Raw genomic sequence first — 20,415 nt, 5'->3', positions numbered from 1 at the left:
TTCACTTTACGGTTGTTAGGAGATTCTCTACTAAATCGATTGACTTTTGGATCTGTGTCGGATCTCCATAACCACCGGCTGTAGTGACTATCGTCATATCAAAAGTGGGAATCACAAAGATGAGTTGCCCTCCATTCCCAAGTGCCAAAGACCAGGGAATTCTTTTATTACCTAAAACGGTTTCGCCGAGCCACCACTGGTAACCATAACTTAAGGATTTCCCATCTTTGCGGAATAGGGTAACCTCGGAATCCATCTGCCGGAATAATGATTCATCTAACCACTGTTTGGGAACAATTTGTTTTCCTTTCCAAATTCCTTGATTCAAAACCAATCGGCCTAATTTTAGCATGTCTCTTGGTCTTAGTCGGAGTCCGGCGTGAGCAAGTGCTCTTCCATTTCTATCTTCCACCCATTCAAAGTTCTGGATTTCTAGGGGATCAAACAACCATTCCTTTGCTAAAATGGTAAGAGGTTTACCTGTTTTCTTTATTAAAATATCAGAAAGTAGCGATGTTCCTCCACCATTGTATTTGAATTTACTTCCTGGTTTTGTTAAAACCTCCCTGTCTAAAACAAAATGAGCAATATCCTTTTTCCAGAGGAGCCTAGTTTCGTCGCTGAATAAAACCCATACCTCCATTCTTCCCAATCTAATCCACTACTCATAGTTAGGAGGTGTTTCCATGTGATTTTTTGTCTAGGGTCGTCATAGGAGATGGACAATTCTGGATAGTAGGATAAAACAGAAGAGTCCAAACCATCTATTATTTTTTTATCAATAGCAATTCCAAAAAGTAAAGAGGTTACCGATTTACTCACGGAACGAACATCATGTAAGGTGTTCGAGTCAAAAGTTGTTTCCCCATCGAAGGGGAATCTGAGACCGTAGCGTTTGTTAAATGGTTTGTCCTTCCTTGTGTTATAAACCTCGGTGACTAATTTCCCATGGCGTTCGATTACAAAGGAATGAAGTTCGCTTTCCTCCGATCCCATATCTCTCACTAAGTGACAAAATTTCTTCTTATCAAATTCCAAATCCATAGAATTACTAATTTGCCAATCATGGTCATTTATAGGTGTGGGGCAATCTTCTGTAGTTAAGGGAGTTGCCTTTAGCGAAAAGGTAATCCAAAAAAACAGGAGAAGGGATACGAGGGTGAAATAAATGTTTTGTTTCAATGGTTTCATCCACAAAATCGAATTTATAAATGATAAACATAGATCCAAAGTTAGGATACAAAAAACTCAATGGTTCTAAAAAAAGAAGAATGCCGTTGGCAAAATTTTTTGTAAAGCTCGGAAATATGTATTTTGCCTATGTCTCTTCCTTTGCAGTTTGATTTTGTCAAAAATTGTAAACTAAGGTCTTGACGAAAAAAAAATCTCCTCTAAATTCAAGCCGAGGTTTTTTATGAAAAAAATTCTAACTATCTTTACAAGTGTTGCTTTCATCATTGCAACATCCGTTTTTGCACACGACCACGACGGCCATGGAAAAAATGCAATGGCAGGGGATCATTTCAAAAAAATGGATGCGAACAGCGACAACAAAGTCTCTAAAGAAGAATGGCAAAAATTCCATGATGGCTTTTTTACCGAAATCGATAAAGATGCTGATGGATCTGTAACTTTAGAAGAGATGAAAGCGGCTCATAAGGAAAAACGAGAAGAGAAAAAAGAGGCGATGAAAGAAAAGGTTAAAGAAGCCAAAAAGAAAAAAGACGAGAAGAATAAGAAAACTTCCGAATAACATCTATTAGGATTGGGGCGCCTCGCATTGGTTGGTTCATCATAAATTGAATGAGGATCCGACCGGGCTCTCCGTTCCAATCTTTGCACATCGTGCAAAGGATTTCCACTTCGATCCCTGGCGCTTGGATTTTACTTTCTGCTTTGAAAACGATAAAAAATTCTTTTCGCAGTTTCTACTACCAAAAGATAAATGACAACCATAGACGCCAAAATTGCATAAAACTCCATCGGTGGAGGTACAAGTCCGAAATAAGTTCCTAATTGTGTAAATGGCAAAAAGGCTCCAACGGCAGCGACACTTATTGAAACAATAGCAAGTAATCTATGTGGCCTACTTTTGATTGGATTGCCTCGGGTTCTTATGATGAAGATAACTAGTACTTGAGTACAAAGGGACTCTACAAACCATCCTGTTTGGAATAAGGCTTCGTTTGCCTTTAGCACAACTAACATCACATAAAAGGTTAGAAAATCGAATGCAGAACTAATCGGTCCTATTGTTAACATAAAGTTTCGGATAAAATTTATATCCAAAACTCGAGGAACCTTTAGTTCTTCCTTATCTACTTCATCGAGAGGTATGGGAATTTCGGAGATATCATACAAAAAATTATTGAGAAGAATTTGAGTGGGTAACATAGGTAGAAATGGTAAAAACAAAGCGGCACCTGCCATGCTGAACATATTACCAAAATTGGAACTTGTTCCCATCATGATATATTTCATTATATTTCCAAAAGTCCGTCTTCCTTCCATAACCCCTTCATACAAAACAAACAAATCATGATCTAATAAAATCATATCTGCTGCTTCTTTAGCTACGTCCACACCAGAGTCCACCGAAAGTCCAACATCAGCAGAATGTAATGAAGGAGCATCGTTGACTCCATCACCTAAATATCCAACCACATGACCTCTTTGTTTTAGAGCTAAAATAATTCTGTTTTTTTGGGAAGGATTCATTCGGCAAAATAGATTTGTAGATTCAACTTTGATTCTCAGTGCCGAATCGTCTATACTGTCGATCTCTTTGCCTGTGAGAACTCCTAGAATTGGAATATTCAATTCAGAACAAACATGTTCAGTCACTAGTTCACTATCACCTGTGATAATTTTAACGGTAATTCCTATTTCGTTTAGCGAAGATAAGGCGAGTTTCGCACTTTCTTTGGGTGGATCTAAAAATGCTGCAAACCCAGAAAGTATTAATTCTGATTCATCACTCACAACCGCATGTGTATGATCCATCGATTCCTCTCGCCATGCAATACCGAGGACACGAAAACCTTCCTTCTCTAAGGAAGTATAAACTGAATGGATTTTTTCTATAGCTTCTATGTCTATGGTTTGAATGGTACCTTTTTCTGTTTCGTAATTTGTGCAGAGCCGAATAATTTCCTCCGGTGCCCCCTTCACTACAAGAGTTCGATTTTTCTTTTCTGAATGGTCTAATAAAACAGATACTCTCCTTCGTTCAAAGTCGAAGGGCACTTCATCTACTTTACTCCAAAGGCTTATATCAATCTCTCCATGATCCAAAATTGCCTCATCCAGAGGACTTTTTAATCCTGTTTCAAAAAAGCTATTTAAGTAAGCTAATTCTAATACCCGTTCACTTATTTGCCCGGAAAGATTTATATGTCTCTCTAATTTGATTTTTGCTTCCGTGAGAGTTCCTGTTTTATCTGTACAGAGTGTATCCATTGATCCTAGATTTTGGATCGAGGAAAGCTGTTTCACAATTACTCTTTTTTTGGCCATCAATAGAGCACCACGCGAGAGAGTTACGGAAATTACCATCGGTAACAGTTCTGGTGTTAATCCTACCGCCAAAGCAACTGCAAATAAAAATGAATCAAGCCATGGTTTATGTAAAATTGCATTTACTAAGAGAACAAATAATACAAGTAAAACGGTCATACGCAGAATGAGAATACCGAACTTTTGCGTTCCCAGCTCAAAGGAGTTAGCTGGTGGTGTTATAGTTAAGCTATCTGCAATGGCACCCATCGCCGTATTGGCACCCGTGTTTACAACTAGAACCTTGGCACTGCCACTAATGATTGTGGTTCCCATAAATACTGCATTGGATGCCTCAGTGATATCGTTAGAAAGAACATCGAGTTCTCCTGGATGTTTTTCGACAGGATAAGTTTCACCAGTGAGGAGTGCTTGTTTGACAAAAAAATCTTTGGCTTCTAATATTCTACCATCAGCCGGAACCATATCACCTGCGGACAATAACACAAGATCACCAGGAACTACTTGCGAAACAGGAATGCTTATGGCATGCCCATCGCGGACTACGGTTGCTTGAACGGAAACGGAATGTCGCAAACTATCTGCGGCTTTTCCTGCTTTGTGCTCTTGAATAAAGTCCAAAAGAACACTGAATAAAACTAGGACTGAAATGATGATGAAATTTGATATTTCACCCATAAATGCGGAGATAACACTTGCGAAGAGTAGAAGTAGAATTAGAGGATTTCTAAATCTTAATAAGAGTTGGCGCCATATTGGTTTTTCTTTGCGGTCAATAAATCGATTGGCACCAAATTGTTTGAGGCGTATTGCCACTTCTTCTGTTTTTAGTCCTGTAGATTTTACTGATAAGGAGTCTAAAGTTTCAATTAATGATTTTTGCCACCAAGAGGACTTGTTGGGAATGGATTGCATGTTACGCCTCAAATAAGAACAGAATGTATTCTGTACATTCTATAAAACTTTGCTCCCCTTTCCCCCAACTTCAAGCCTTATTATTTCTTTCGATTGACGGGTAAAAAAAATACGATCTTGATTAATCTAACTAAAGTATATGAAAGCGAAAAAGTCAAAAACCAAACCCGCAAAAAAATCGGTCCGCACTACAAAACCGGTAAACAAACAAATTACTAAATCCGAATCAAAAAAAATAGCCAAACAAACCTCATCTGATTTAAATCCAGCTTTGGTTATGGAATCGAATCCATCCGTGACCGAACTCATCGACACCATTCACGAATATTCTATCGGTCACGAAATTGCGAATGCCGTCACACATGGAATTGGTGGGGGTTTGAGTATAGCCGGACTTTCTCTTCTATTGACGATGGCCGTTCTGTATGGTAATGTTTGGCATATTGTTAGTTCTGCCATTTATGGTGCCACACTCATTCTTTTATACCTTGCCTCCACTCTTTATCATGGGATCTACCATTCGGCTACAAAACGTATTTTTAAGGTGATTGACCACGCATCAATCTATCTGCTAATCGCAGGAACGTATACTCCGTTTACGCTTGTTAGTTTGCGTGAACATTCGGAGTGGGGTTGGACTCTATTTCTTATTGTATGGATCCTTGCCTTTGCCGGCGTTCTCCTATTGTTATTGTTTCCGGGCAAATACAGTGGAGCTCGAGTTGTTGTTTATATCTTAATGGGATGGCTTGCCATTTTTGTCGTGAAAGACATTCGAACAGCAATTGGAGTTGGGGGGATTTCTTGGTTAGTAGCGGGTGGACTTAGTTATACGGTCGGTGTAATCTTTTACCTATGGGATAGGTTGCCTTTCAATCATGCGATTTGGCATTTATTTGTCCTGAGTGGAAGCCTTTGTCATTTTTTTGCAATTCTATTTTACGTATTACCACCCATTCCGAAATAAGAAAAATTGGTTTGTGAATTCATTGGCTTCCTATAGAATTCATCCTCTTACTGTTTTTTCGAGCAGATAAGAAGGAGATAATATGAGAACATTGGTCACGATTAGCTTTATGCTGATGACGGTTTTGGCTTCTACCGCATTGGTAGCAGAAGATTGTTTTCTTTGTGGAAACGGAAGTACCAACGGTTGTGAACAGTGTAGGGGAAAGGACAGAAAGGCCTGCGAAGCAAAAGGCTGTAAAATTTCAGGTACAGCTTCTTGTTCAACTGCAGCCAATGTAAAGGTTTGTAAAGTGGATCATTCTTATAATGACCTAACCTTTATAGAAACAGCAAAACAAAACAAAATCAAAAAAATCAATTAATCCATTTGTGATGACCTACCGTAATGGTTTGCGGTAGGATTTTTACCTTGTCATAGTATAATTTTAATTAGCTGGCAATGTTGATTACTACATTCCCCTTTTTATGCCCAGCTTCTACGTACCGATGAGCTTCCGCCATTTCTTCTAAAGGATAAGACTTATCAATCACCACTTTAAATTTTCCAATTTTGATTAACTCCACTAAAAATTGCAAATTTTTCAACGTCTCGGCAATTGGCCCAAATTTGATATTGATTTTCTTGGTTAAGGAAATCAATACTGCTTGAAACATATCTTTAAATGAGGCCCCCACTAAAACCAAAACTCCTCCTTTTGTAAGATGCTGAAGGTTGGAGGAAATGGAAGATTTACCTACGCATTCAAAGACAACATCATAAGTTTTGTTATGTGATTCTTCATGAAACCCTTCATAATCCATAACAAAATCCGCGCCGAGAGATTTGACTAATTCAAAATTTCCAATGCTGCAAACAGCTGTTACGAGGGAACCAAAATGTTTTGCCAATTGGATGGCAGCAGTACCCACAGAACTGGAGGCACCATAAATGAGGATGGTTTGATTTTTTTGCAGATTACATTTTTGAATGAAGTCGAGGGCGGTTAAACTTCCAAAGGATAAGGCGGCTCCTTCTGGAAAGGAAATTTCTTTTGGAAGAATCATGATTACCGCTGATTCTGGTAAGCAGGTGTATTCTGCATAAGCCCCCATCTGCATTCCGGTGGATCCAAAAACTCTATCTCCGATTTTGAATTTTGTAACGTTTGCACCAATGCCATCAACCACACCCGAAAGTGATATTCCTAGAATCGGTTGTTTTGGTTTTGTGATCCCAAAAAACAATCGAACGAGTTTGGGATCGGGTTTACGAATGCGCCAATCCCCCGAATTTACGGAAGTATTATAAATTTTGATTCTGATTTCATTTTTTTTGGGCGAAGGTGTTTCCCATTCTTCTAATCGAAGTACTTCTGGTGTACCATAATTTCTTGCAGCGATGACTTTCAATGCTTAGGCTCCTGACGAATATTCATACTTACGCTGTAAGTCTGTCAATGAAATTTATTTCTCATCTGTTTTGTTTTTTAGAATAGATTTATAGTGGATTTTATGATATAAGAAAGATGCCGAGTAATATGGAAAAAAAGAAGAGCACTAAACCAAGCAAAGGTCGGAAAAAAACTGTTGAAAAAAGAAGAAAAACTCTTTCAAAAGAACTTGTTTTGAAGGTGGCAATCCAACTGGCCGATGAGTTTGGATTGGAAGAGTTGTCGATGCGAAATTTGGCACTCCAATTGGGTGTCGAAGCAATGTCTTTATACAATCATCTTAAAAACAAAGATGAACTTTTGGCTGAAATGGTAGATTTAGTGGTTTCAAAGATCACATTACCAAAGATAGGTGGTGATTGGAAAAAGGAAATGAAAAAAAGAGCAAGATCTGCTCGTGATATCTTGATTTTACATCCCTGGGTCACTCTATTAATTGTCTCACGAGTCAACACGGGGAAAGCCATGTTATCTTATTTTGATACAACACTCGGATGTCTACATTCCGCTGGATTTTCACTACAAGCAGCCGACCACATCATCAATACAATCGATAGCCATACTTATGGATTTATATTACAAGAATTGAATTTTCCATTTCAACCTGATGAGTATGCGGAAAAAGCAGAAGGGTTTATGCCAATTTTGGAGTCAAGTCCCTATCCATTTCTTAGCAATTTAACCAAAGAGGTGGTATCAGGAAAATACAATGGGCTCCATAAGTTTGATTTTGGTTTGGATCTGATTTTAGATGGCCTAGATAAACCTCCGCACTTAACAAAATGAACAGAGGTTATACTGATTATTTATTGAATTGGAATTGAGGACCACCGTGTTTCCTCAATCATTTCTGCGGTTTGGTTGATTTCTTTAAAGCCTGCATAACCAGAACTATCGGTTTGGTCAGCACCACCGGTCAAAACTGTGGAGATAATGGCAGCACCTATTTTCGCAGTTAAACTTGAAACATAAAGAGAGAAACAAAGAAAACCAGAATGGTATGCGGCACTCTGGTTTTTAAGAAGCATTACAAGATTTTTTAAAAAAGTTAAATGGCAAACACACTCTGAATTGTAAAATAACTAGAGTTAGGCTTTAGGTCGTATCTATGGTATGGATCAGTTTCATACGGATTGTTCTTTTGGTTTCGAATGGCTTCTCCTGCATAAATGGAACTGGCGCCAAACCAGAATGAAACATTTTCAAAAGGTGTTACAATATAAATAAAGTTAATTTCTGTTGCTACATGCCTCCCTAGTTTGGGCCGATTAGGATTATAAGCTTCCGTGTTATAATAGTCTTCTGTAGAAGCAGTTTCACCTGTGGCTTTGCTCCCTGCAACATAATTGTTGTTATCGTAATAGCCATCTTGAAGTTTAACTTTATAATACCAATGTGGGTTGAGAATAAAAGTTCCCCATTTTGCAGATTCATATTTTATGTTGATTGAATAGTCTTTAATGTTTTGCCAGAAAACCATTCCTGAGTTACCGTTACCGGCGAAAGGTAGTCCCCCACCGGCCATCCTTCTTGTGGCAAATAGCGGATTGTAAGTACCTACACTTCCATCATTTCGATTGGGATCTCCAGATGCCTGGACATATTGGACTCCAATTCGAAACTCCTTCACAGGTGTGTATCCTAACTGGACAGCTACAATGTTTGATTTATATTGGACAGGTGAAGAATGAGGTGGTGTTTGTCCTGTTTTTTTATCGGTTGAGTAGGTGCCGGTTTGGTTTAGCCAATCAGGTGAGACTCGTTCGCCTGTAAATCCAGTTTGCCAAGCGGCTTCGACCATCCAGTCAATCCCGGTTTCGCTTGCGATCATATTCCCTTTCGTTCGATTTGTTAGGCGAAATCCTGAAGTGTTGAGTTGGTCTGGTCCCCGGTAATAAATGTCCGAACCATAATTGACTGTTGTATTTGTGGCTTTTTGTTTTTGTTTATAAAGTGTGAAGTTATATACTTCAATACCTAACCATTCCCAAGGTTTGAATCCATAATGAGCGCCATAATACGAAGCATTTCCAGTTCCGCCAACACGAGTAGAATTGTTGGAAACCATACTATTGGAATTGTTTTCCGATCCGATGATGGCACCAAAAAAATCTAAACTTTGTTTTTGAATGGTAATGGTAGTTCGAATGGCATCAAATGAATTCCCATTTAAACTATCATTTCTGGAACCTACAATCCTTCCGTCTCCATAGTCTAGGATTTGGCGTCCCGTTCTTACTCGAAACATTTGGTTGGTTGTTTTTAAATCTAAAAATGCTTCCCGAAAGCCTGTATAGTTATTGAGAGGAACTTCTCTTTGTTTGGTGGTATCGATTGTATTTCCTGAATTGGGAATTACAGCTAATTTTTGGTCAGAAGATCCGTTTACAATTTCACCTCCCCAAAGTCTTACATCTTGAAATGAAAGTTTGAATGCAACATTCGGAGATAAATCTCCAATTAAATAAAACTGTGTTTGGTTACTTACCGTATTGCGATTGTCAGGTGTCGACTTATCGAAGTCAGTATTGTAAAGTGAATCTGCTTTAGGTCGAATTCCAAAACCAACCCGAAAACGATCAGCAAACCAAAGGTTTGTATTCTCTTGAAGCGCCTTTCTTTGTTTGGCGGTGACTTGAAGGCTTTTTAAATATTCCCCTGTTAGATTGCCTTTCAGTGGACTCACATATTCAGTCGGTTCTTCAGGTGGAGGTGGCGGCGGTGGTGGAGTGGGGGGCGGAGGAGGTGTTTCTTGCGGAACTTCCTTTTTAACAGGAGTGATGAACTGTGCGTCCAATTCTGCTGCCAAAGGCGATAGGAAAATCCCTAGTGAAACAAGGCCAATAATGATTCGATGATTGCGAGCGTACATTTGATACCACCTATGTTTGAGCCAGTGGATACAGATTGTTACAACATTCAAATCTTATATTTATTAGTTAGTGGGAATCCTAGGTTTTTATGAAAGGAAATAGATTTCCTGATGAGGATTGTAAAAGATATTATAACCCTAATTTTTTCCATCCGTCATATCCTAGTTTCCTCATTGTTTTTCTATTGTTTTCGTATATACTGTCAATATTTGGATGAGAGTCAACAATTCGGCTGATGTTATCTTCACGTAACAAATGTAAGATTGGAAAAGGAGATCTGCCAACGAAGTTGGTTATGTCATCTATATTTTTCCCAGCAAACTGAAACTGTGGATGGAAATTTGCAATTTGAATAATGCCATCTAAATCCAATCGATTTAAGAGAAAATCAGCATCGTCTAAAAAGTCATTTTGGTCAAGAAAAATCTCCAAAACATAAGGATGGATAAGGAGGGTGGTTTCTGTAACGAGAGGGTCGGTCTCTTTCAGAAATTGTAATTCAGATTCAAGGTGGATAAGTAAATCTTTTTTTGTTTTTGAACCACTGACAATATAACGAATCGTATTCGCTTGGTATGTTGGCTTTGCAAAAGGACAAAGATTGAGTCCAATCACAGATTTCAAAACCCATTCTTTGGTTTTGAATAGAATTTCTTCTTCGTTTGTTAACGCTCTTTCTGTGGACATTCAGAGAATTTCCTTTTTGTTTTCGAAATATGCCGAATTACCAATATTCATTGAATGGAAACGAATGTAATCTAAGTTATGGACCTTCGAGTTTTATTTTCAGGAAATCATCATTAAAATTTGACAATTGTTTTGGAAAGAGAGTTGGGAACCGAATATTTGATTTACGAAGTGGCGTCTACGTCAGAAGTTTTCAATTATTAGTTTCTTATGATAGACATTCCAAAAAATTTAACTCAATTCCTTTTTGAACAAACCACAGAAAAAGAACGTGAATGGTTAGAAGAGAAAGTCAAATCGAATGTTTTGGATTTGATGACCGCATTTGTGGCGGCACCACGATTTTTGTCAAAAAAGATCGTTTCCTATGATTCTAAATCCAAAGGATGTTTGATCCCTCACCAGGTTGGATTTCAAGTAGACGGTTGGAATTTAGTTCGATTATCGCGTGTTTGGTTGTTGTTGCATTTGCCTACGGAACCCAAAGAACAATTTATTAAAAATATAGAGACCTTATTTGACACAGCAGAGTTAAACGAACTCGTTGCTTTGTATTCTGCATTGCCACTTCTTCCCTATCCTTGGGAATGGTTACCAAGGGCTACCGATGCAGTACGCTCCAATATGGGATTTGTATTTGATGCCATTGCACTTTTAAATCCTTATCCAGAACTTTATTTTCCAGAACTTGCTTGGAACCAACTGGTATTAAAAACCATTTTTAATGGAAAACCAATCCATTGGATTTACGGAATCGATAGGCGAAAAAACAAAGAGCTCGCAGAAGCTGTTTCTGATTTTATCAGTGAACGTTTGGCTGCGGGCCGAAAAGTTCCTCTGCAAATTTGGAGACTTGTCTCTCCCTTTGCGAACGAATCAATATCCCCAAAACTTATTACTTTATTTACCTCTGAACTGAAAGCTGAAAGGGAAGTGGCAGCACTTGTCTGTTTTGAATCTACAAATCCCCAGGTTCATTCGTTATTATTGAAATACCCAGACTTAGAATTATCGATACAAAATGGAGAGTTGGATTGGTCTAAACTAGAGTCCATTCCTGAATAAAATTTCTATGTGCCAAAACCCAAACGAACCATCAAAGAATCCCTCACATTTTGAATCCATCCATTCATCTGAAAATTTACCGACTCACAGAGATTTGTTGTGGGAGGACTACCAAAACCTAATCCAAGGTCTGCGATTCTTCGATCCACATATCCACATGGTATCAAGAACCACGGACGACTACCAGATGATGGCAAAAGCAGGGATTGTCGCAATCATAGAACCTGCTTTTTGGGTGGGGCAACCTAGGACGGGACTTGCCAGCTTTAAGGACTATTACAGTAGTCTTGTGGGTTGGGAGAGGTTCAGATCTTCCCAATTTGGAATTAAACATTATTGCACCATGGGTTTAAATTCAAGAGAAGCAAATAACGAACGTCTTGCGGAAGAGGTAATGGAGATTTTACCTTTATTTGCTTATAAAGAAGGTGTCGTTGGCATTGGTGAGATTGGATTTGATGACCAAACTCCCTTAGAAGAAAAATACTACCGTTTGCAACTGGAACTTGCAAAAAATGCAAAATTACCTGTACAAATCCATACACCACATCGAGATAAAAAAAGAGGAACTGAAAGGAGTATGTCCATAGCTTTGGAACATGGGCTTGATCCTTCCTTTGTTGTTGTGGATCATAATAACGAAGAGACCATGAAATCAGTGTTAGACCAAGGTTTTTGGGCAGCTTTTACGATTTATCCATTTACCAAGATGGGAAATGAGAGGATGGTGGCCGTTGTGGAAAAATACGGTTCGGAAAGGATCATGATCAATTCGAGTGCCGATTGGGGAATCTCAGATCCACTTGCGATTCCAAAAACAGCAGCGCTTATGAAACAAAGAGGGATTCCTTCAGAAGTGATTCGAATGGTCACTTACCAAAATGCAATTGATGCCTTTGCAAAAAGTGGACAAATCGATGTAACTGACTTTGAAACAGAATCCCAACCAGATCCGAATGCCAAGTTTCATGGCAACTCCATCCTTCGCGGTGGCCAACAACCAGTGATTAACAAAAATTCTCTCCTGATCCAATAGATGAATGTAAAAGCATACATTACTTTATTTCGACCTGCAAATGTAGTGACAGCCCTTGCTGATATTCTTGCCGGCATGGCTATCGTTGGTTTTGTTTGGAAAGACAATACTCCCATTTTTCTTTTACTCTCCACTATCGGTTTGTATGGCGGAGGTGTCGTTCTAAATGATTTTTTTGATGTCTCTATTGATTTAAAAGAAAGACCGGAACGTCCGATCCCCAGTGGAAAAGTATCCAAACTATCTGCTTTGGTTTTTGGGAGTTTGTTATTAGGGTTAGGGATGGGTTTTGCATTTTTATACCAAATAGAAAGTGGATGGATTGCCACTGGAATTGTTATCCTAATCCTTGCTTACAATCGTTTGGCGAAGCATCATTCTGTTTTTGGGCCAATCGTGATGGGGATGTGCCGTGGTGGTAATTTGATACTTGGGATGAGTTTGGTTTCTGAAATCAAAATTTCCGAACTTTCCCTTGCTTTTCTACCGATTTTATATATAGCTGCCATAACAATGATCAGTCGGGATGAAGTTCATGGTGGGAAAAAAACTCCCCTTTTACTCGCCGGTTTTTTTTATCTGACAGTATTCCTTTGTATGTCATTTTTATCATTTCGTTTGGGAAATATACTCCAGAGTATCCCTTTTGTTTTTCTGCATCTGGGAATGGTGTTTCCCCCTTTATATCGTGCTTACCAGAATCCGATAGGACCTATGATTGGTAAGGCGGTGAAGATGGCTGTAATTACTCTAATCCTTCTAAATGCTTCGTTTGCGGCAAGTTTTGGATTTTTATCCATAGCGTTTGTCATCCTTTGTTTGTTACCTCTTTCTTTGATTTTAGCAAAAACCTTTTCTGTTACCTAAAGTTATATTATGATTGAAGATTCTTTACCTCCTCTTTCCTCTGAGTTTCAAGTCCCCTACCGATATACAGTCCAATTTACTAAGGGGATATTTCAACTAACGAACACTAGCTTACAAAATTTTTTGATTTCCGAACGGAAAGAGGGAATTATCAAAAAAGCGTTGGTAGTTCTTGATGAGGGACTTACTTTACACTATCCAAATCTAATTGCAGAAATAAAAAAATACTTCCAAGGATTGAGTTCTATCGTCCAGCTAACGGGTGATATAATGGTTATTCCTGGTGGGGAAGAGTGTAAAAATAATCCGAAACTTTGGGAATCGTTAGTGAATGCTGTGGATACTTATGGCATTGATCGACATTCTTATATCATTGCCATTGGAGGAGGGGCCATCCTTGATTTGGTTGGATATGTAGCTGCTGTGTCTCACCGTGGAATTCGATTGGTTCGCATACCCACTACGGTGCTTTCCCAAAATGATTCTGGTGTCGGTGTAAAAAATAGTATCAACCACCAAGGAAAAAAAAATTTCCTAGGTACCTTTGCACCACCTGTTGCCGTGTTTAACGACCTACTTTTTTTAGAAAGTTTAGATGATCGTGATTGGCGCTCCGGGATGGCAGAAGCAATCAAGGTTTCTCTTATTAAAGATAGAGATTTTTTTCTTTGGATCGAATCCAATGCCGACATTTTAAAAAGTCGTAATTTAGAAAAGATGTCTTATCTCATCCACCGCTGTGCCGAACTCCATATACATCATATAGCGAATGGAGATCCTTTTGAATCTGGATCCTCCCGCCCTTTGGATTTTGGACATTGGGCAGGTCATAAATTAGAATATCTAACAGAGTTTTCCCTCAGGCACGGGGAAGCCGTTGCCATAGGAATGGCGTTAGATACAGTGTATTCGTATCAAAAAAATTTTTTACCGGAAGAGGATAGGAATAGGATTCTATTACTTTTAAAGAAACTTGGATTTGTTATCTATCACCCAGAGTTATCGGCGAATGAGAAAGAAAATTTATATTTGGGCTTACAAGAATTCAGAGAACATTTGGGAGGTATGCTCACCATTGTGTTGTTAGCTGGCATCGGGAAACCTTGGGAAGTGCATGAAATCGATCCAAAAATATTAGCTCAATCGGTGGACTTTTTGGAAACGTATGTATGAAAACAAAATACGGTCACTTAACCTATTGTTCCAATATCCATCCTGGTGAATCTTGGTCAGATCATTTTTCTCATCTACAAAAAAACCTACCTTTGGTACGTGCGAATCTATCCCCAGACGCTCCGATGGGAATCGGCCTTAGATTGGCAAATGAAGCTTCCTTGGAACTGATAAAACCAGAGGTCATTGCCGAATTTCAAACTTGGTTAGAGAAAGAAGGATTTTATGTTTTTTTGATCAACGGGTTTCCTTATGGGAGTTTTCACAAAACAGCCGTTAAGGAAAATGTATATAAACCGGATTGGGCAACAAAAGATAGGTTAGATTATACATTACGGTTATTCAGCATTTTATCCAGATTATTACCCGAGGGAATGGAGGGAGGTGTATCCACACCACCGATATCATACCAGTATTTTGATACCACTGACTTCGATAGAAAACAGAGGGTTGCAGTTGCCACCAAACATATAGTCGATGTACTTTTTTATTTGATTCAAATGCAAAAAGATTCAGGCAAAACCTTACATTTGGATCTAGAACCAGAACCTGACGGGGTCTTGGGGAACGTAGAACTTTTGGTGCAATGGTTTTTGGACGTTCTTCTTCCTTTGGCCATTCCTGAAATACAAACCAAATGGGGGCTAACGAAGGAAGTTGCCGAATGTACGGTTCGGAACCATATTCGAATTTGCCTGGACGTTTGCCATTCGGCCGTAAGTTTTGAAGACAACCAAACTATAGTTAAATTGTTGAAAGAAAATTCCATTCAAGTGGGTAGAATTCAAATCAGCTCTGCCCTTAAGGTCGAGTTTTCCAAACAACCAAAAGAGATAATGGATTTACTCGTTAGTTTTGATGAGCCTACTTATCTGCACCAAGTAATCATTAAATCAGATGACGGAAAATTACAATCCTATCCCGATTTATCTGAGGCCCTGCAAAGGGGCGGGAAGCCGTTTGAGGAATGGAGAATCCACTTCCATGTTCCCGTTTTTTTAGATTCTTATGGACTTTTATCTTCAACCCAAAAAGAACTAATCGAACTGTTAAACCTACAAAAAGAATTCTCTATTACAAATTCTTTGGAAGTAGAAACATATACATGGAGTGTTTTACCTGAAGAATTACAAATTCCTATAGTTGCATCCATCATTCGCGAGTTACAATGGGTTAAATCAATTTTAGAAAACGAAATAAGTGTAGGGATTACTGAATGAGAAAGTCAAAAACAAGTTCGTTTCAAAAAACAGTTGTCATTGATGTTGTGGGGCTTAGCTCAAATTTGGTTGGGGAGTTTACTCCTTTTTTAAAACAGTTTTTGGAAAAACGAAAAACTCTTCTTATCGAACCTATGCTTCCAGCTTTGACGACAAGCACCCAGTCAACTTATCTAACAGGTGAATGGCCAAGTAAACATGGAATTGTCGGGAATGGTTGGTATGATCATGAGGATGCTGAAATTAAGTTTTGGAAACAATCCAATCATTTGGTTGAAAGTGAAAAGATATGGGAGAGAGCCAAAAAAATAGATCCTGAATTTACCTGTTCTCAAATGTTTTGGTGGTACAATATGTACGCTAATGTCGATTATTCGGTGACTCCAAGGCCACAATACCACGCTGATGGTGTCAAAGCTCCCGATTGTTATTCGTATCCTCCAGAACTTCGTGATGAGTTACAAAAAGAGTTCGGCCAATTTCCTCTTTTCCATTTTTGGGGTCCCAACGCCAATATCAAATCTACACAGTGGATAACAAATGCAACAATCTTCGTTGATAAAAAGTATAATCCCACTCTCACTTTAGTATACCTTCCTCATTTGGACTATTGTTTGCAAAAGTTTGGACCGAATACAACTTTGATTCAAAAGGAACTTTCTGAAATTGACGGAGTTCTAAAACAATTGATTGAGTATTATGAAAGACAAAATACAAAGATCATTCTACTTTCTGAATATGGAATTACACCCGTGAGTCGTCCAATTCATATCAATCGTATTCTTAGGGAGAATGGCCTTGTTTCTGTTCGCAAAGAAAGGTGGTATGAACTTTTAGATCCCGGTGCATCCAAAGCTTTTGCCGTCTCCGATCACCAAATTGCTCATATCTATTGTAAGGACCCCAGTATCCAAAACCAGGTGATAGAGATTTTAAAAAACATACAGGGTATCGATCTTGTTCTAGATAAAAAGGCACAAAAAAAATATCATATCGATCACAAACGTTCTGGTGACATAGTGGCTGTAACAGATTCTGAGTCGTGGTTTACGTATTATTATTGGTTAGATGATAAAGAGGCGCCAGATTATGCTCGTTTGGTGGATATTCACAGAAAACCTGGATATGATCCTTGTGAGATGTTTTTGGACCCCAAGAAAACGAACGTTAAATTGCGAGTGGGATTAAAATTAATTCGTAAAAAACTTGGATTTCGATATCTTATGGACGTGATTCCTTTGGATGCGGGTTTGGTCAAAGGTTCCCACGGATCCATCCATGGAAAAAAGGAATTTTACCCCATTTTTTCTTCGGATAGCCCATACCCGAAAAAAGAAATTTCTGCTAATAAAGTGTACGATTTGATTTGGAATCAAATGACTTCAAAGATTTAAATGTTTGACTAGTTACCTTCTGAGACAATATTTTTGATTCAGTGTCCGCAGAAGAAATCAAAGTTGTAAATTATTCCAAAGGTGCTGCCATTGTAGTGCAGAATTCCACTAACGCAGGGAACTTTTTTATTGTAAGATCTGGCCGTGTGTCGGTCGATTCCGAACATATCGTGGTTGACCACGAGCTCTCTTTTTATGAAGCAGGTGATAGTTTTGGGCTTGTATCGGCCCTCACGGAACATCGGTTTTTAGTTACCTTGTTTGCCGATACAGATGTGGAGTTAGTCCAAATCCCCATTCGACTTTTGGGTTCCTATCTCAAAGAGAGAAAAGAGCTGGCAATGAAGATTTTGGGTCTATATTCCAGAGAACTCAGAACCTTACAAAAACATCTTTCGAAGGCTAACAAACCAGCCGATCGTGATTACCATCCAGAACGACTAGTGCTCAATGCAAGAACCTACTTGTCTTGGCAAAAACCAAACTTAGCGGCTTACTCTTTGCAAACTTTCTTAAAATGGTCCAAAGAAAATAACTCTACGGAAAATTTGGCTGAGGCTAATGATCTTCTCAGGTCCATCGGCTCCAATTACAAACCATTTGTCTGGGACAGTATGCAGTCCAATTTGGAAGCTGGTGAAATTCTTTTTGTAGAAAGTGAAAAGAATAATGAAATCTATGTTGTGTTAGAGGGGAATGTTAAACTATTCGGAATAGTTCGTGGTTATGAATACGTAATCGATGTTTTAGGACCAGGCGAAATTTTCGGAGAGATGTCTCTGATTGATAATGCCCCACGAATGGCATCAGCAATTACAGAAACGAAAAGTAAAATTCTTCGTGTTACAGCTGAGAATTTATTTGAATCTGTAGGCCCATCCTTATTACAAAAAATCTTTGAAAGTATTGCACGGCGGATTTGGTTTTCGCACCAACGATTAGTAATCTTGCGCTTGAAAACGCCTGTGATCCGACTTTATGCTTATTTATACAATTCCATCCGTGACCAAGACATTCGATTGGGTAGGAACTTGGACGAAAGTCTCGCCAATGCACATACAATTTATATCCAGATGGAAGAACTCTGTAATATGTGCGGAATCATCAAAGTAAAACAGGAGACCATCCAAGAATTCTTGAGTGACACGAATCTCGTCATTGAACCCAACCGGATTACAATCAAAAGTCGCAAACGATTGGAGGAAAAGTTGGGACATTATAAATCAAAAGAGGGGCAAATTGTTGCCTAAGGAACCTATTGAAATAGTGTTATGAAATTTTGGTGGGATGCCCGAAAAGGTGGCGGAATCTAAAAAGGAACGGATACCATTTTTCTAGCTAACTAAAAATTGTAATGATTTTTTCTACCACTATGTTCTAGTTCGGTGATGAAAAAATTTCTCGTGTATACTCTCGGGGCGTTCTACATAATTGCGGGAACCAATCATTTCTTTTCTCCGGAATTTTACCTGGAAATGATGCCGGATTACCTTCCCTTCCATGAACTTTTGAATGTGACCAGTGGGTTAGCAGAAATTACCTTAGGTACCCTTGTTCTATACGAACGGATGCGAAAGATGGCGTGTTATGGAATCATCATCCTTCTGCTCGCTATTTATCCTGCTAACATAAATATGTTGCTTACTGCTTTAGAGGGAAAGGATTATGGTGTCCCCATTTGGGCCTTATACGCAAGATTACCTTTCCAGTTTTTATTTATTTATTGGGCATGGTTAGTCAGAGAATTTAAATGGACTGAAGAACCAGCCTAACCCCTGTGAGTTAAGTCTCAAAGGTTTCTTCGTTTACATTTTTTTTGCTCTAGAGATAGTGAACTCATAGAATTAGATTTATAGATAAGAAGTTGATTCTAATAAAATCAAAATTTCTTATCTATTTTACACACAAAGAATGACAAAAGAGCTAAAAAGAAAATTGCAAGATAACACGAAAAGAGGAAGCCAGTGGACCTTTCTTTCAAACCATGCTCACGTTTTGATTTGTTTGAGTAAAGATCCAGATATGAGATTGAAAGATGTCGCATTGTTAGTCGGCATAACGGAAAGGGCGGTTCAGGCCATTGTCAAAGATTTGGTTGATGCTCAAATTTTGGAAAAAAGTAAAGATGGACGTCGAAACCAATACATCATCCAAACGGAACAAAAATTGCGTCATACTTTAGAAGCAAACCATTCCATCTCAGAACTATTACGTTTAGGTAAGTAGGTAGAACTTTACTTTTTGATTTCTTGGTTCTCTTCTAACTTTGTTATCTTAAAAACAATCCAATGATTTCTTGGTACAGGAATTCCTAGGCCATTGGCAATTTTGACTACTTCCCCATTGATATATTTAATTTCTGTCTTTCTTCCATGATCTAAGTCTTGAACCATGGAAGTTCGGATGCGAAAGTATTTCAAACCGAGAAAAATAAGAATTAGGTGACGGATCCAAGTAGGCAGAGCACCCACACCTCCACCTAATTTTTGAATTGGAAAGGATCCGGGGACCACTTGTTCTATAATGTTCAGTTGGTTCATTACTAATTTAATCTCTGTTAACGTTTCTAAGGCTTCATTTCTATAATCTCTATTAAGAAATAATTCTCCTAAACTCAATTGTTTGGAAGCCGCCAATCCGTTGATAATCGAATTGATTGCCAATTTGTGCCATCGGTACGCGTTTAATTGGTCAGTCAATACCAGTGGGATGTAGGGTGGTAGGAGTTGGTTCCATATTGGATCCGGTTTGGTTCCAGAAGATTCACCAAGGATTAGGCTACCGACATTGGACTGGTAATAGGTTTTGTTGGGCAGTGTTTGTGTATTCCATCCTACAACTCCGCCTAGGATTTTGTTTTTGTATGATCCTAAATTTTGTTCGGGAATTCCGTTTTGTATCAAAATCCATTTTCCGTTTGGTTTAAGTAAGGATTTTGTCTCATCTAAGTATTCGGTAAGATTTTGATTTTTACATCCAATGAAAATATAATCAAATGTCTCTTTGTTTTCTTGAATCATTGTTAGATGGTTTGTTAGATCAATATTAACTGCTTTTCCATTCGGTCCTTGAAAACGGATGGGATCTGCTTTTAAAGATTGGTATCGGCTCTCATTACGGCATAGGATTTGGAAGGGAATCGCATTTTTGTGAAGTGCGTGAATGATGGTTACTGTTACGGAACCAATTCCACTAATGGCAATGGATGGATAGGATGTTGGCATATCTCTGGAAAGTTTAATCAGCTGTTTTCTAAAAATCTCCTCTTTT

21 protein-coding genes are annotated in these 20,415 nt (G+C 38.5%); 13 read left to right on the top strand and 8 right to left on the bottom strand.

The features are described from left to right. Position 1: 1 nt before the first annotated feature. Together LEP1GSC195_RS20160 and LEP1GSC195_RS20155 are read right to left on the bottom strand one after the other, a co-directional pair. A complete protein-coding gene (locus tag LEP1GSC195_RS20160; RefSeq protein WP_269571210.1) occupies positions 2-643 on the bottom strand; it encodes a serine hydrolase domain-containing protein in 642 nt (213 codons plus the stop codon). Continuing rightward, the gene (locus LEP1GSC195_RS20155) at positions 571-1,182 is read right to left on the bottom strand and encodes a serine hydrolase (RefSeq protein ID WP_269571209.1); all 612 of its coding nucleotides are present in this window, start codon (positions 1,180-1,182) and stop codon (positions 571-573) included. Before LEP1GSC195_RS20155 ends, LEP1GSC195_RS20160 begins: the two co-directional genes overlap by 73 nt. A gap of 232 nt (positions 1,183-1,414) precedes the next feature. Here LEP1GSC195_RS20155 and LEP1GSC195_RS05175 point away from each other — a divergent pair, with 232 nt between their 5' ends. Beyond that, positions 1,415-1,753: an EF-hand domain-containing protein gene (locus LEP1GSC195_RS05175; RefSeq protein ID WP_015680232.1), complete on the top strand. Its 339-nt coding sequence runs from the start codon at positions 1,415-1,417 to the stop codon at positions 1,751-1,753. Between the two features lie 131 nt (positions 1,754-1,884). Here the strand turns inward: LEP1GSC195_RS05175 and mgtA are convergent, their stop codons facing one another. Next, positions 1,885-4,431 carry a magnesium-translocating P-type ATPase gene (gene mgtA, locus LEP1GSC195_RS05170; RefSeq protein WP_015680252.1) on the bottom strand — a complete coding sequence of 849 codons (2,547 nt, stop codon included), beginning with the start codon at positions 4,429-4,431 and terminating at the stop codon, positions 1,885-1,887. Positions 4,432-4,570: 139 nt separating this feature from the next. Between mgtA and trhA the strand changes: the two genes are divergently transcribed. Both trhA and LEP1GSC195_RS05160 read left to right on the top strand, forming a co-directional pair. Beyond that, the gene (gene trhA, locus LEP1GSC195_RS05165) at positions 4,571-5,398 is read left to right on the top strand and encodes a PAQR family membrane homeostasis protein TrhA (RefSeq protein ID WP_015680480.1); all 828 of its coding nucleotides are present in this window, start codon (positions 4,571-4,573) and stop codon (positions 5,396-5,398) included. Positions 5,399-5,480: 82 nt separating this feature from the next. Further along, on the top strand, positions 5,481-5,762 hold the full coding sequence (locus LEP1GSC195_RS05160; RefSeq protein WP_040506382.1) for a hypothetical protein: 282 nt from the start codon (positions 5,481-5,483) through the stop codon (positions 5,760-5,762). Between the two features lie 67 nt (positions 5,763-5,829). Here the strand turns inward: LEP1GSC195_RS05160 and LEP1GSC195_RS05155 are convergent, their stop codons facing one another. Next, a complete protein-coding gene (locus tag LEP1GSC195_RS05155) occupies positions 5,830-6,789 on the bottom strand; it encodes an NAD(P)-dependent alcohol dehydrogenase (protein WP_015680350.1) in 960 nt (319 codons plus the stop codon). 128 nt (positions 6,790-6,917) lie between these two features. Here LEP1GSC195_RS05155 and LEP1GSC195_RS05150 point away from each other — a divergent pair, with 128 nt between their 5' ends. After that, the gene (locus LEP1GSC195_RS05150; protein ID WP_015680353.1) at positions 6,918-7,616 is read left to right on the top strand and encodes a TetR/AcrR family transcriptional regulator; all 699 of its coding nucleotides are present in this window, start codon (positions 6,918-6,920) and stop codon (positions 7,614-7,616) included. Between the two features lie 20 nt (positions 7,617-7,636). On the opposite strand, the gene LEP1GSC195_RS05145 is transcribed toward LEP1GSC195_RS05150, so the two are convergent. The 3 genes from LEP1GSC195_RS05145 to LEP1GSC195_RS05135 form a co-directional block, all read right to left on the bottom strand. Then, a complete protein-coding gene (locus LEP1GSC195_RS05145) occupies positions 7,637-7,858 on the bottom strand; it encodes a hypothetical protein (RefSeq protein ID WP_040506381.1) in 222 nt (73 codons plus the stop codon). A gap of 20 nt (positions 7,859-7,878) precedes the next feature. Continuing rightward, the gene (locus LEP1GSC195_RS05140; protein WP_015680431.1) at positions 7,879-9,702 is read right to left on the bottom strand and encodes an alginate export family protein; all 1,824 of its coding nucleotides are present in this window, start codon (positions 9,700-9,702) and stop codon (positions 7,879-7,881) included. A gap of 130 nt (positions 9,703-9,832) precedes the next feature. After that, positions 9,833-10,390, bottom strand: coding sequence for a DUF1415 domain-containing protein (locus LEP1GSC195_RS05135; RefSeq protein ID WP_015680305.1), 558 nt, complete (start codon positions 10,388-10,390; stop codon positions 9,833-9,835). Positions 10,391-10,600: 210 nt separating this feature from the next. Here LEP1GSC195_RS05135 and LEP1GSC195_RS05130 point away from each other — a divergent pair, with 210 nt between their 5' ends. From LEP1GSC195_RS05130 to LEP1GSC195_RS05090, 9 genes are all read left to right on the top strand, one after another. After that, positions 10,601-11,455: an EboA domain-containing protein gene (locus LEP1GSC195_RS05130; RefSeq protein ID WP_015680301.1), complete on the top strand. Its 855-nt coding sequence runs from the start codon at positions 10,601-10,603 to the stop codon at positions 11,453-11,455. A 7-nt stretch (positions 11,456-11,462) separates the two neighbouring features. Then, positions 11,463-12,491, top strand: coding sequence for a TatD family hydrolase (locus tag LEP1GSC195_RS05125; protein ID WP_015680368.1), 1,029 nt, complete (start codon positions 11,463-11,465; stop codon positions 12,489-12,491). After that, positions 12,492-13,358 (top strand): UbiA-like protein EboC, encoded by an 867-nt coding sequence (gene eboC / locus LEP1GSC195_RS05120; protein ID WP_015680432.1) that lies wholly within the window; start codon positions 12,492-12,494, stop codon positions 13,356-13,358. Between the two features lie 9 nt (positions 13,359-13,367). After that, entirely contained in the window at positions 13,368-14,531 is a 1,164-nt protein-coding gene (locus LEP1GSC195_RS05115; protein ID WP_015680277.1) for a 3-dehydroquinate synthase, read from the top strand. After that, positions 14,528-15,751, top strand: coding sequence for a metabolite traffic protein EboE (eboE, locus tag LEP1GSC195_RS05110; RefSeq protein ID WP_015680313.1), 1,224 nt, complete (start codon positions 14,528-14,530; stop codon positions 15,749-15,751). Before LEP1GSC195_RS05115 ends, eboE begins: the two co-directional genes overlap by 4 nt. Then, positions 15,748-17,145 carry an alkaline phosphatase family protein gene (locus LEP1GSC195_RS05105; protein ID WP_015680272.1) on the top strand — a complete coding sequence of 466 codons (1,398 nt, stop codon included), beginning with the start codon at positions 15,748-15,750 and terminating at the stop codon, positions 17,143-17,145. Before eboE ends, LEP1GSC195_RS05105 begins: the two co-directional genes overlap by 4 nt. Before the next feature lie 41 nt (positions 17,146-17,186). Continuing rightward, positions 17,187-18,395, top strand: a complete 1,209-nt coding sequence (locus LEP1GSC195_RS05100) for a Crp/Fnr family transcriptional regulator (RefSeq protein ID WP_015680484.1) — start codon at positions 17,187-17,189, stop codon at positions 18,393-18,395. Between the two features lie 138 nt (positions 18,396-18,533). Further along, a complete protein-coding gene (locus LEP1GSC195_RS05095; protein WP_198012768.1) occupies positions 18,534-18,917 on the top strand; it encodes a DoxX family protein in 384 nt (127 codons plus the stop codon). Between the two features lie 139 nt (positions 18,918-19,056). After that, the gene (locus LEP1GSC195_RS05090) at positions 19,057-19,371 is read left to right on the top strand and encodes a winged helix-turn-helix transcriptional regulator (protein ID WP_015680273.1); all 315 of its coding nucleotides are present in this window, start codon (positions 19,057-19,059) and stop codon (positions 19,369-19,371) included. An 8-nt stretch (positions 19,372-19,379) separates the two neighbouring features. Here LEP1GSC195_RS05090 and LEP1GSC195_RS05085 read toward each other — a convergent pair whose 3' ends face one another. Continuing rightward, positions 19,380-20,369 carry a ketopantoate reductase family protein gene (locus LEP1GSC195_RS05085; protein ID WP_040506423.1) on the bottom strand — a complete coding sequence of 330 codons (990 nt, stop codon included), beginning with the start codon at positions 20,367-20,369 and terminating at the stop codon, positions 19,380-19,382. Positions 20,370-20,415 lie beyond the last annotated feature (46 nt).

Source organism: Leptospira wolbachii serovar Codice str. CDC (assembly GCF_000332515.2).
GTDB classification, from domain to species: Bacteria; Spirochaetota; Leptospiria; order Leptospirales; family Leptospiraceae; genus Leptospira_A; species Leptospira_A wolbachii.
The sequence above is the reverse complement of the archived record's forward strand: the minus strand, read 5'-3'. Positions and strand labels throughout refer to the sequence as shown.